Source organism: Burkholderia sp. MSMB1588 (assembly GCF_001546925.1).
GTDB lineage: Bacteria > Pseudomonadota > Gammaproteobacteria > Burkholderiales > Burkholderiaceae > Burkholderia > Burkholderia humptydooensis.
The window spans coordinates 105,548-118,897 of record NZ_CM003770.1; the positions used below are offsets into that span (position 1 = coordinate 105,548).

A 13,350-nucleotide genomic window follows, 5' to 3' on the forward strand; every position below is an offset into this window, starting at 1 on the left:
GAGTATGACATAGAGGCCTCAAGAAACGCAAATCATTCTCGCTACCAATAGCAATTACAAATTGAATCGGCTACTCTATCGTGGCATTACGTCTCCCTGACATACGACTGCCCACCCTCTTATCTGATGAAGCAGGAGCTCCAATGACCCTTCCCATGACTCGTGTGATTCTTTACGTCCACGACGTGGCGCTGCTTAAGTCGTTCTATCAAAAGTATTTCGATCTGCCGGTCGTCGAGGAAATAGACGGCGAATGGGTGGTATTCAAGGCGGGAGAAATCGAACTGGCTCTGCACCTGGCCGGCGAGGCCTATCAGAAGAAGCCCGCGGCGCCCGCTCGACGGCGCACCAACACGAAATTCGTGTTCTTGATCGGAACGGGCATTGCCGAGCATCACGATCAGCTCGCGGCGGACGGCGTCGTCGTGCAGCCGATGAAGCGTTACGACGGCTTCGCTTATCAGATGTACGACGGCGTCGATCCGGAAGGCAACGTATTCCAGGTCATGCAGTTCGACTGACGCCGTCCGCTTTCCCGTTTCTGCCGTTGCTTTCGATCATCCGCGATTTCACAGGCCCGAGCGCCATTCATGACTACGCCCTCCCTGCTGGCGGACGCCCCGGGCCCGACGTGTTCCAGAACGCTTCCCATGACGCTGGGACAACGGCGGCTGTGGACGCTCGAACAACGTCATCCCGGCAGCGCCGCCTACCACCACCTCAGCGCGCTGCGACTCGCGGGTCCGCTGGACGAGGCCGCGCTGCGCGTGTGCCTGCAGCAAGCCGTCGACGCGCACGACAGCCTGCGCATGCGCTTCCCGCGCGTGAACGGCGAGCCAGTGTGCCGGATCGACGCGCGCTGCGCGCTGCCGTTGCGGCGCTACGATCTGAGCGGAATCGATGCGGATGCGTGCGACGCAGCGCTCCGGCAGTTGGCGCACGAAGAAGTCCGGCGCGCGTTCGATCTGGAAGCCGGGCCGCTGCTGCGGGCGAGTCTGCTGTCGATCGCGCCCGGACAAGCCGTTCTGCTGCTCTGCTTTCACCACATGATCACGGATGGCTGGTCATTAGGCATCCTGGTCAATGACATCGCGACGCGATATCGCGCCTATATATCGAACGACGCGCCGCCCCGGGACACTGCGCCCCGCCCCGCGCGCGAGACGATCGACGACTATGTCTCCCAGACGCTCGGCGCGATCGGGACGCCCGCCCATCTCGCGTCGCTGAACTACTGGCAACAGCAGTTGGCTGGCCTGAGATGGACGCGGATTCCGGTCGACGCCGCGCCGGCGGCACACGCGCCGGTCTCCCGGCGGGGCCGCACGCTGCGCCGCCGTTTCGACGACATGCCGACGGCGCTCGACGCACCGGCGCGCAAGCTGTGCGTAACGCGCTATCAGTTGTTGCTGACCGCGTTCCTGCTGTACCTGTCCCGACGTTGCGGCAGCAACGATGTCGCGATCGCGACGCTGCTCGCCAACCGCAACACGCGCGCCCGGCAGCACCTCGTCGGCTACCTCGCCAACACGGTCGTGGTTCGGCATCGTTTCGCGCCGGACCAGCGGGCGGCCGAACTCGTCTCCGGCGTGGCGGCCACGGTCCGCGATCTGCTGCGGCACGGCGAGGTGTCGCTGTACAGCATCGCGGAGCACATCCCGCAAGCGGTATCGCGGGAGCCGTCCATTCTGTTCGCTTTCCAGAACAACCCGTTGCCGCCGATGCAGCTCGGCGACGTGGCGCTGACGGCGCTCGACCTCGAAACGGGTTGCGCAAAATTCGATCTCAGCGTCTATGTCGCGGAAAGCGAAGGCAGTCTCGATCTGTGGATCGAATACGATACGGGGCTTTATCGCGACGCGAGCATCGCGTCGCTCATCGAGGGCTTCCGCGCGACGATTGACGCACTGTGCGCGGCGCTCGCCGATCCCGGCACGAGCGTCGAGCGGCGGCTCTCCGGCGTCGTCGCGCCGTCCGCGCTGCTCGGCGCCGATCCGGTCGCGAACCCGGACGCGTCGCTGCTCCGCGCGCTGCTGGACTGCGCGGCGCGCACGCCGGACGCGGTCGCGCTCGAAGCCGACGGCCAGATCCTCACCTTTGCCCGCATGCGCGACGGCGTCGCGTCGATCGCCGCCGCCCTCGATCGGCTTGGCGCGGCGCCGGGCGAACGCGTCGCGATACTTGGCGAACGCACCCCGGCCACGCTGTGCACGATCTGGGCCTGCCTCGCGCTCGGTCTCACCTACCTGCCGCTCGCGCGGGATCTACCGAACGCGAAGCTGCGGCTCATTCTCGATGATGCGGCGCCCGACTGGCTGCTCGCCGACGCGCCCGTGCACGATCTGCCGGGCACGTGGCGGGTGGTGTCGCCCTGGCTCGCGGGTCCGCCGGCGCACGCGGCGCTCGCGCGCGCGGCGTCGTTGCCGCCGATGCTGCCGGCCTACCTGCTCTACACGTCCGGATCGACGGGCCGCCCCAAAGGCGTCCTCGTGTCGCGCGCCAACCTGGACGCCTTCTGCGCGGCGATGGACCAGACCGTGCCCCGCACACGCTCGGATGTCTGGCTCGCGGTGTCGAGCCTGTCGTTCGACATTTCCGCCGTCGAACTCCTGTGGGCAATGAGCCGGGGCTTCCGGGTCCGGGTCGACACCCTGGCGGCGCTCTGCGCGTCGCGCGCGCCGAGCACGCGCGAGGACGCCGGCCCGATCCCGTCGCTGAGCGCCTTCTACTTCGGGTCCACGGACCTGTACGCGCCCGACGAGCACCTCCGGATCCTCGAGCACACGGCCCAATGGGCCGATCGCCACGGCTTCCACGCGCTCTGGACGCCCGAGCGTCACTTCTCGTCGTTCGGCGGTTTTTTCTCGAACCCCGCCCTGACCTGCACGCATCTCGCCGCGCTCACCGAGCGCATTGCGATTCGCGCCGGCAGCGTCATCGGTCCGCTGCATCATACTGTCCGGCTGGCGGAAGACTGGGCCGCCGTCGCGCGGCTGTCGGGCGGCCGCGCCGGCCTCTCGCTCGCCCCGGGCTGGAATCCGGCCGATTTCGTGCTCGCCGGGCGACCGGTCGCGGAACGCGCGGACACCGTGGCGCAGCAAGTGCGCGACCTGAGGCGGCTATGGAACGGCGAGCCGATCGCGTTTCGCGATCCCGACGGACGCTATTTCAACGCCCGCATGCCGCGTGTGTCGCGCGCCGACGTCCCGCTCGCGTTGACGGTGTCGAACCGCCCCGAGCAGTTCGAACTCGCGGCGGAACAGGGACTCGACGTACTCACGCATTTGCTCGAACAGGACGTGACGCAGCTATCGCGCAATATCGAGCGTTACCGCCAAACCTGGCAGACCTGTCACGGCGAGGCGAGCCCGCCGGGCCGCGTCGTGCTGATGCTGCACACCTACCTCGACGCCGACGACGACACGGCGTCCGCCGTCGCCCAGCCATTTCTCGCCCGATATCTGGCCAGCGCGCGCAACGCGCTGCGCAGTCTCGCGAACGGCCATGAGACGCCCGAGCCGCACACGGAAAGCGGGCTGCTCGACAGCGCCGCCCGGCGGCTCATCGCCGAGCGCAGCCTGATCTGCGGCGCGGGGACGGCGAGGCGGCGGCTGCGGCAACTGCAACGGCTCGGCGTAGACGAAATCGCCTGCCTGATCGATTTCGGCCCCGATCGCGCAGCCATCCTCGCCAGCCTGGAGCGGCTCGCAACGGTGCGCGACACCGCCTGCCAGCCGCGCGCCGAACCCGTCGCGCCGCCGCCCGCGACCCACTTGCAATGCACGCCGTCGGCCGCACGGCTGCTCGTCGCGCGTGCGGACGGTCTGCCCGCGCAACTGGACAGACTCGCCTGCTGGGCGATCGGCGGCGAGGCCCTCGACGACGCGCTGGCGCGGCAGTTGCGCCAGTCGACCGACGCGACCCTGCTGAACCTGTATGGCCCGACCGAAGCGACGATATGGGCCACCTGCGCCGCCATTCCCGCGCGGCGCGTCGGGCCGCTCAGCATCGGCCGGCCGCTGGCGGGCACGCGCGTCCATCTGCTGGACGACGCGCTGCGCCCCGTGCCGCCGGGCGTCGAAGGGCAGATCCATCTCGGCGGCGCGGGCGTCTCGCAAGGGTACTGGCGACAACCCGCGCTGAGCGCGGCAGCCTTCATCCCGGATCCGTTCGGCGGGCCCGGCGCGCGCCTGTACGCCACGGGCGACTACGGCCGCATCACTGCGTCCGGGACGCTCGAATTCACTGGCCGCCGCGACAGTCAGATCAAGCTTCATGGCCATCGCGTCGAACTGACGGGCCTGCGCGACACGCTGCTGCAGCATTCCGCCGTGGCGGATGCGTACGTTCATCCGAGTGCGGACGCGGCGACGCACAGCGGGCCGCGGATCGTCGCCTTCGTCGTGCCGCGCGAGCCGGCGGGCGACGCACTGGCCGCCGATTTGCGCGACCACCTCGGCCATTACTGGGAGCTCGGCAGCCAGCCGCACGACATTGTTCTCGTGCCGTCGATTCCGCTCACCGCCAGCCAGAAGACCGACACTCGGCGTCTTGACGCCATGCATCGCGCGCACCTCGAACAAGCGTCATCCGTCGCGCCGACGTGCGTCGACGATCCCCGGTCAGCCGCGGCCCGCGCCGAACTGATCGACATCTGGCGGACGGCGCTGCCCGGCTTCGAGGCCGGCGCGGATTTTCATCGCGCGGGCGGCAATTCGCTGATCGCGGTGCGGCTGCTGGCGCAGGCGAACGCCCGCTTCGGCGTCGACCTCACGCTGCAGGACTTTTACCGCTCGCCGACGCTGGCCGGTCATCTGCGCGCGATCCTCGAGAGCGGCGCCCGCGCGCCAGCAGGCGCGCTGACGCGCATCGCACGACGCGGCGACTATCCGACCTCGTTCGCGCAGCGCGCGATGCTCATTCTCGACGCGATGGGCCATGCGCGTCGCGACGCCTATCACGATCATGTCGTGCTCGAACTCGACGGTGCGCTGTCGATCGACGCGCTCCGGCGAGCCTATGCGACGCTGTTGCAGCGTCACCGCATCTTCACCACCGCCTACCGCTTCGAGGCAGGCGACTACCTGCAGGTATGGCGCGACGATGTCCCGCCTGATTTTCGTATCGTCGACGCCCCGGCGTCCCGTCACGAAGCCCTCCTGAGCGCTTTCGTCGAGGAGCCGTTCGATCTGGCCAGCGGCCGGGTCGTGCGCGCGCTGCTGCTGCCGATTGGGGGCTCCGCGTCGCGCCTGTGCGTCGCCATCCATCACGTCGTCAGCGACGGCGCGACCTTGCGGATGATGCTGGAAGAATTGCTACACCACTACCAGCGGGCCATGGACGGCCAGCCGGTGAACGCGGCCGAGGCCGACTGGCAGTACGTCGATTTCGCGCACTGGCAGCGCCAGCACGTCGATGCCCGCCGCGCGGAACTGGAAGCCTTCTGGAGCAGCCAGCTCGCCCGCGGCCGCTGCGCCACGCGCATCGGGCCGGCGCGCGCGCCGGTCGACGCCGGCCCGATGCCCGCGGCCGGACACCTGCACATCGAAATCGACGCCGCCGCAACGCGGATCATCGACGAACAGGTCGTCACGCATCGCATCGGCGAACTGGCCGTGCTGACCGCGCCCCTCGTTCTCGTGCTCGAGCAACCCAGCGCGGACGCGCCCGTCGCGATCGCCACCGATGCGCGCAACCGCGAACGTCCGGAGTTCGAGCGCATTCCCGGCATGATGGTCAACCAGTTGCTGCTGGCCATGCGCATGCCCGACGCGGGCGACCTCGACACGGTCCTGCAAGCCTGTCAGCGCCAGATCGCCGATGCGTTCAGCCATCAGGCGTATCCGTACGAGCGGCTGGTCGCGCTGTCGCGCAAATCGCCGGCAGGGCCCGACGGCACGGCGCTGTTCGACGTCAAGTTCGTGCTGAACGATGCGCGCACACCGGTCGCCGCACCTGGCTTTCACATCGTCGAGCGCACGCTGCCGCCGCGCGTCGCGAAGTTCGGCATGCTCATCAACATCGCGCGCGACGGCGACCGCTTCACGGGAAGCATCGTGTTCGACAGCCGCCGCTACTCGGCCGATGCCGTCCGGCAACTATGGGACGACTACCGCTTCATGCTCGAACACCTGCCGCGCATGCGCGACGTGCGCGACGCGCGACACGCGCTGGCGGCGCGGCGCAGCCGCGGCGACGCGCCACGCGGCCCGACGCCCGAAGCCGCGCGCGCTCCGGACATGCCGCCGCTGCTGATGCAGTTGCGCAATGCGCGCCGCCAGCCGTTGGCGCCCGCGCGCGCGATGCTGCGCGTGCTCGCGGAGGACGCCGGCTGCCCCGTGCCCAGGATCGAACCGGAGCGTCCCGGCACGCCGCTCGCGACCGTGATCGCGGAAGCGAGAAGCGCCATCGTCGAACACGTTCAACGCGACGGCGCGGTCTTGCTGAAAGGTTTCGCCGGCGTCACAGCCGCCGAACTCACGCGGGTCGCGACCGACCTGTGCGGTGAACTCGTCCCGTACATCGAACGGTCGACGCCGCGCATCCGTCTGGGCGATTCGCTCTACACGGCGACGGAATACCCGGCGCACCAGCGTATCGACCTGCACAATGAAAATGCCTATGCGCATCGCTGGCCGGGGACCCTGTTCTTCTGGTGCGCGCAGCCCGCCTCGTCGGGCGGCGAAACGCTGCTGGCGGATTCCCGCCGCATCCTCGCCCGGCTTCCGGACGCGCTGCGCGACACGTTCCTGCGCAAAGGCGTGCTGTACCGGCGCGAGCTCGGCCCACCGCTCGGCATGGCGTGGCAGTACGTGTTTCAGTGCGACCAGCGCAACGAAGCCGACGCCCTCGGCCGCGCCGCGGGCTACCAGATCACCTGGCGTTCGGACGAACGCGTCAGCCTGGCCCGTGTCGCGGACGCGGTCGCGACGCATCCTGTCACCGGCGCCGCGTGCTGGTTCAACCACGCGCTGTTCTTCCACGAAAGCAGCCTGCCCGACGGCATTCGCGACGGTCTGCGCACGCTGTACGGGGAAGACTACCTGCCTCATCAGTCGTTCTACGGGGACGGCTCGCCGATCGATCAGCCCGCGCTCGATGCGCTCCGCTCGGCGCATCGGCATTGCGAACGCACGCTGCGGCTGGAACAGGACGATGTGTTGATCATCGACAACCTGCTGATGGCCCACGGCCGTTGCGCGTATGAAGGCCCGCGCGACATCCGGCTGATCATGGGAAAAACAATCGAATGACATCATGAAGATCGACTTGCGAAACGCGTCGCCGGGATACCGCCTTTCTCCACAGCAACAGGCGCAATGGCCGGGCGACGGCACCCGGCGCGCCTACGTCGTCACCCTGACGCTGGACGGCAGACTGGATTCGCATCGCCTCCTCGACGCCGCCAACGCCGTGGCGCGGCGGTACGAAATTCTTCGCACTGTCGTCCGTCCGCTTCCTGACGGCGCAGGCGCGATACAGATGGTCGGCGCGCATGAGCCGGCGACGACGCTGCCGGCGCGCTTGCCGTCCGACGACGCGCCGTTCGGCGTCGCGCTGCGCAATGACGCGGCGGGTTGCGTCATCGACGTGAGCATCGATGGTTCGTGCGCGGATCGCTGGTCGGTCGCGACGATCCTCGAGCGCCTGGCCGATGCATATCGGGATGCGCGGTTGCCTGACGCGCGCCCCGTCATCGAATATCCCGATCTGAGCGAGGGCTACCACACGCTGCTGCTCGACCCGGCGGGACGCCGCTATTGGAACCAGCGTCTCGCTTCGACGCGCGCGGCGACGCATGACGCCGCACCGCCCGCCCCGGCGAGCGAGGTCGCGCACAGCACGACGCTCGCGTGCGACGCCGGATTGACGGAAACCGAGTGCTTCGCGCGCTGGGTGCTGTTCCTGACGAAATGGACGCGCAGCCGTGCGGTCATCGCGGGCTATCTCGCGCCGGGCAACCGGTTCGCCGAGCATGCTGATCTGGTCGGACCCATCGCGCGGCCGCTCGCGCTGCCATTCGAAGTCGATTGGTCGTCGGACGTCGATTTGATCCTCCGCGCGATCGCCCGGCAGATCGATGCCGATCTCGCGCAGGCCGATCATTTCGACTGCACGACACCCAGGCCTGTCGCCGGTCCGGCGTTCATGTTCGAGCCATCTTGCGCGCTGCCCGCCGTCTTCGCCGGCCTCCGCGTGCTTGATGCGACGTTGCGGACGCCACCTTCGTCGGCCGTTCTGCAACTGTCCATGATTGCACCCGGCGTGCTGCGTCTGAGCGCGCGCGATCTGCCCCATGCGCGGTTCGAAACGATGATCGCGCAAGTGCGCGGCGTGTTTGACCCCGCCGCGCCCATCGGCGGCATGCGGCCCGGCGCCGTCGCCCCGCGCGGCAACGACGCCGCCTTGGACCAGGCGCACGACATGCCGTGCGTCGCGGATACCGTGCGCCACTGGGCGCGGCATCGTCCCGAGCACATCGCGCTGCGCGATGCGACGCAGTCGATGTCCTATGCCGCGCTCGACGTCGCCGTGCGCGACGCGGCCCGCACGCTCGCCGCGCGCGGCGTCTCGCATCGCGATACCGTCGCGCTGCAAACGCGCCGAGGGGTGGAATGGGTCGTCTGGTGGCTGGCGATATGGCGCACGGGCGCGGTCGTGTTGCCGCTGCCGGCCGATGCATCCGCCGAACGCACCGCGCAAGGGTGCGCGCAGGCCGGCGCGCGCTGGCTCGTCTCGACCACGACGCCTGCCGATCACACCGCGGGCCTGCCGCCCGTGATCACGCCGACGGCCGAGCGCGCGTGCGTCGAAGCGACCGCCCCGGACCAGCGCCCCGCCGCCAATGAGCCCGCGTACATCCTGTTTACGTCGGGCTCGACGGGCACGCCCAAAGCCGTCACGGTCAGCCATCACGCGTTGTCGACCTATCTCGGCTGGGCGCGGACGCGCTACGCAAGCGAGCGCCACGGCGGCACGATCGTGCATTCCGAGCTCACTTTCGATTTCACGCAAACCTGCCTGTGGCTGCCGCTGCTGGCGGGCGAAACGGTGCGCTTCGCGCCCGATCCCGTCACGCCCGCCATGTTGTACGACCTGCTGCTCTGCGAGCCACCGCTATCGTTCATCAAGCTCACGCCCGCGCACCTGCAAGGGTTCGCGGCACTCGAAACACTGAATCCGCGCGCCGTGCCGTGGCCGGATCACGTGGTGGTGGGCGGCGCGGCGCTCGCGGGCGCGATGTTGCCGCCCTCGCTGCGGCGCGCACGCGCGATCATCCACAACGAGTATGGTCCCACCGAAGCCACCGTCGGCTGCTGCGTGCAGAGCGAGCCGGCCGAGGGCATCTCGCCGGGACCTGTCTCGATCGGCGCGGCCACGCCGCGTAGCGCGCTCCTGGTGCTCGACGCCGAATTGCAGCCCGCCCCGGCAGGAGAAGCCGGCGAGCTGTATCTCAGCGGCGATCAACTGGCCCTCGGCTATGTCGGCAATCCAGCGGAAACCGCGCAGCGGTTCCTGCCGAATCCCGCCCCCGGCAGCCCCGGGGAACGGGTCTATCGCACCGGCGACCTGGTCCGGCGCACGCCTGACGATCACCTTGTCTTCGTCGGGCGCGTGGACGACATGATCAAACGGAACGGCGTGCGCATCGAACCTGGAGCCATCACGGCGCACGTGCTGCGCCATCCGGGCGTATCCGGTTGCCACACATTCGCGCAGCGGCCCGCGCCCGCGTCGGAACCGCTGATCGTCTGCGCCGTCGTCGGCGACGGGGTCGACGTGCATGCGCTGCGCGCGTGGCTCGCGTCGCAGTTGCCGGCGCACACGATGCCGAATCGCATCGTGCCGGTCGACACGCTGCCCTGCACGCCGCAAGGCAAGATCGACGAACGGGCGCTCGCCGCCAGCCTGTCCGTCGCGGCCCCCGCCCCGCCTTCGCTCGCCACGCGCGCGGAAACGGTGCTCGGCGCCATCTGGCGCGCCACGCTCGGCGCGACGGAGATCACGCCGTCCAGCCATTTCTTCGTCGAAGGCGGAGATTCGATCCGGGCAATCACTGTCGCCGTCGAAGCGCGCAAGCAAGGCCTCCTGCTGACCGCGGAACACCTTTTTCAGCATCCGGTGCTGCGCGATCTCGCGGCCGCGGCCACGGCCGCCGGCCCCGTTCCGGACGACGCGGCGCCGACGATGCCGGACGCCCGCCCCCCGGATGCCGACGTGGAGGAGACCTGTCCGGCGTCCTACCTGCAACTCGGCATGATTTTCCAGAATCAGGCCCATGGGCACGACGGGCGTTATCACGACATCTTCAGCTACCGGCTCGGCCTGCACGTCGACGAAGCCTGCCTGCGCGAAGCGGCGCGGCGCGCCGTCGCGCGTCATCCCGCGTTGCGCACGACTTTCGATCTGGCCGCCGACGGCCAGGCGGTGCAGCGTATCTGTACGCGCGGACCGGACGTGCTCGACTACGAGGACCTGACCGCGCTGTCGCCCGCCGACCAGCAGCGGACCATCGACCAGTGGATCGCCGGCGAACGGGCGCGCGGCTTCGATGTCCGGGTGTTGCCGCTGCTGCGCTTCAAGGCGCACCGGCTGGGTCCGCGCACGCTCCAGTTCACCACCAGCTTCCATCACGGCATCATGGACGGCTGGAGCGACCAGCAGATTCACACGGAACTGTTCGCCGACTACCAGGCCCTGCTCAGGGGCCGGGAGGCCCGCCTCGCGCCGCCCGTCAGCCGTTATCGCGACTTCGTCGCCGCCGAGCGCGCCGCCGTCGAATCGCCAGTGACGCGCGCGTTTTGGCGGGACTATCTGGAGGACGCGGCGTCGACCCGCCTGTCGCCGGCGAGCGAGGACCCGCCCGCCTGCGCCGAACCCGGCGCGCCGACGCACCACCACCGCACCGGGACCGTATCCGCGCCGGTCTGTCAGCGCCTGCACGATGCCGCGCGGCAATCGCGCGAGCCTCTCGCCGTCCTGCTGCTGAGCGCCCATCTCGTCGCGCTGCGTCTGCTGACCGGGGAGCGCGAGCTCCTGTCATGCAGCGTAACGGATTGCCGTCTCGACGAAGACACGGGCGAGCGGGCGGTCGGCCTGTACATCAACACGCTGCCCGTGCGCGCGCGCGTCGACGACGACACATGGCGAGCGCTCGTGAATCGGGTGGGTCATGACCGGCGCGCGGCGTTCGGCCATCGCCGGCTGCCGTATGCGGAGATCTGTCGCCTCGCCGGCGAGGCCCGCCTGTCGGATTCACTGTTTTACTTCACGAACTTCCACAACGGCATCGCAGCGACCGACGATCTCGTGCAGTATGGCAAGTCCTCGCACGAGGTCACCAGTTTTCCGCTGACGGCCAGCTTCAACGTTGCGCCGTCCACCGGCGAGATGACCTACAGCCTCGCGTTCGACACGCGGCACTTCACGGCCGCCCGCATCGAACAGATCGCACGCTGCTACGACGCGGCGCTCGATGCGCTCGCGCGCGGCATCGACGCGCCGCTGCCGACGATCGACGCGATGCCGGACGTGTCGCGCTCGATCCTGTTGAACGACGACGCCAGCAGCGCCAGCGCACCAAACCTGCCCGCGCTATTCGCCGCGCAAGTTCGGTCGCATGGCGACGCGCCCGCCGTTCGCGACGCGCACGGCGTCCTGACGTATCGCGAACTCGACGCGCGCGCGCGCTCCGTCGCGGCCGCGCTCGCCCGGCGCGGCATGGGCGCCGGCTCCGTGGTCGGGATCCGAATCGCGTATTCGGCGGCATTGCCCGTCGCGCTGCTGGGCGTGCTGATGAGCGGCGCCTGCTTCGTCGCGGTGGACCCGGATGAACCTCACGCCCGCCTCGTGCATGTCCTCGCGAACGTGGCGCTCGTCCTCTGCCCCAACGGCGACGACGCGCCCGCATCCGCCGTTCCCCACCTCGACCTGCACGCGCTCGAAACAGAGGGCGCCGGCGCGCAGACGTTCGAGCCGCCCCCCATCGCGCCTCTCCTGCCCGCGTACCGGATCTATACGTCTGGAACGACCGGCATCCCTAAATGCGTCGATGTCCACCACGCCGCCTACGTCAACGCCATCGCTCACTTTCGCGACATGCTGCGCGTCGGTCCCGGCGATCGCGTGATGCTGACTTCGGCCCTGACGTTCGACATCAGCCTGCTCGAAGTCGCGCTGCCGCTCGCGAGCGGCGCCGTGCTGCACGTCCTGAACCGCGACGAGGCGCTGACGCCCGCCGCCTACGACACGACCGGGCACGCAGCGGGCCACACGATCATCCAGGCCACGCCGTCCGTCTGGTCCGTGCTGCGTCTGCGCGGCTGGTCCTGTCCGCCGCGCGTAACGGCCCTCGTCGGCGGCGAAGCATTGCCGCGCGAACTCGGCGACTGGCTGTCCGACGCGACAGAAGCCGCCTGGCAAGTGTATGGACCATCCGAGACCACGATCTGGTCGACCGCCGCGCGGCTGGGCCACGCGTCGCACACAATCGGCGCGCCGATCGCGCAGACCCGCTGTTACCTGCTCGACGAGCGGCTCGACGCGGTGCCGTCAGGCAGCGTCGGCACGCTCTACATTGGGGGCGCCGGCGTCGCGCTCGGCTACGCGGGCGCGACGGGCGCGACGGCCGCATCGTTCCTGCCCGATCCGCACGCCGCGACGCCAGGCGCCCGCATGTACCGCACGGGCGATCGCGCGCGCGTCGATGAGACGGGCGCGCTGGTGTTTCTCGGTCGCGTCGACCGGCAGGTCAAGCTCGCCGGGCATCGGCTCGAACTCGACGAGGTGGAAGCGCGGCTCGCCGCCCACCCCGACATCGCCCACGCGATCGTGGTGCTGCATCCCGAGTCGCAAGACCGGCTGGCCGCTTACCTCGTGGCGCGCGCGCCTCGCGCGCAGCCGGACGCCGCGCAGTTGCGCGACTGGCTGTCGACGCACGTGCCGCCCTACGCGCTGCCGGCCAGCTATACCTGGATCGACACGCCGCCGCGCACGCGCAACGGCAAACTCGACCGGCGCGCGCTACCCGTCCCGGCCCGTGCGCACGCCGCGTCCGCCGCCCGCCAGGCCGCCCCGTCGCGCCCGCTGGAACGCGTGCTCCAGCACCTATGGATGAAGGTCCTGACGGTGGAGTCGATCGGCGTGCACGACAACTTCATGACGCTCGGCGGCTATTCCCTGTCCGCCATCCGGATCGTCGCGCAACTGCGCGATCTGTTTGGCGTTCCGGTCTCGGCGTCGGCGCTCTTCACCGCGCCCACCATCTGCGAACTGGCCGATCATCTGCTGGACACCTACCCGTCAGCCGATATCGATGCAAAATCCGATCTCCTTCTCTCGTTAATCTAA

Annotated in this window: 3 protein-coding genes; all 3 read left to right on the top strand. The window is 69.3% G+C overall.

Annotation, left to right across the window (positions count from 1 at the left end):
* Positions 1-143: 143 nt before the first annotated feature.
* Entirely contained in the window at positions 144-521 is a 378-nt protein-coding gene (locus WS92_RS00330; RefSeq protein ID WP_015602511.1) for a VOC family protein, read from the top strand.
* Positions 522-650: 129 nt separating this feature from the next.
* A complete protein-coding gene (locus WS92_RS00335; protein WP_231755920.1) occupies positions 651-7,253 on the top strand; it encodes a MupA/Atu3671 family FMN-dependent luciferase-like monooxygenase in 6,603 nt (2,200 codons plus the stop codon).
* Positions 7,254-7,257: 4 nt separating this feature from the next.
* The gene (locus WS92_RS00340) at positions 7,258-13,350 is read left to right on the top strand and encodes a non-ribosomal peptide synthetase (protein WP_059931492.1); all 6,093 of its coding nucleotides are present in this window, start codon (positions 7,258-7,260) and stop codon (positions 13,348-13,350) included.

Bases quoted from the DNA above. Each gene is read 5' to 3' on its own strand.
- WS92_RS00330 (WP_015602511.1), top strand. From the start codon at position 144: ATGACCCTTCCCATGACTCGTGTGATTCTTTACGTCCACGACGTGGCG.
- WS92_RS00335 (WP_231755920.1), top strand. From the start codon at position 651: ATGACGCTGGGACAACGGCGGCTGTGGACGCTCGAACAACGTCATCCC.
- WS92_RS00340 (WP_059931492.1), top strand. From the start codon at position 7,258: ATGAAGATCGACTTGCGAAACGCGTCGCCGGGATACCGCCTTTCTCCA.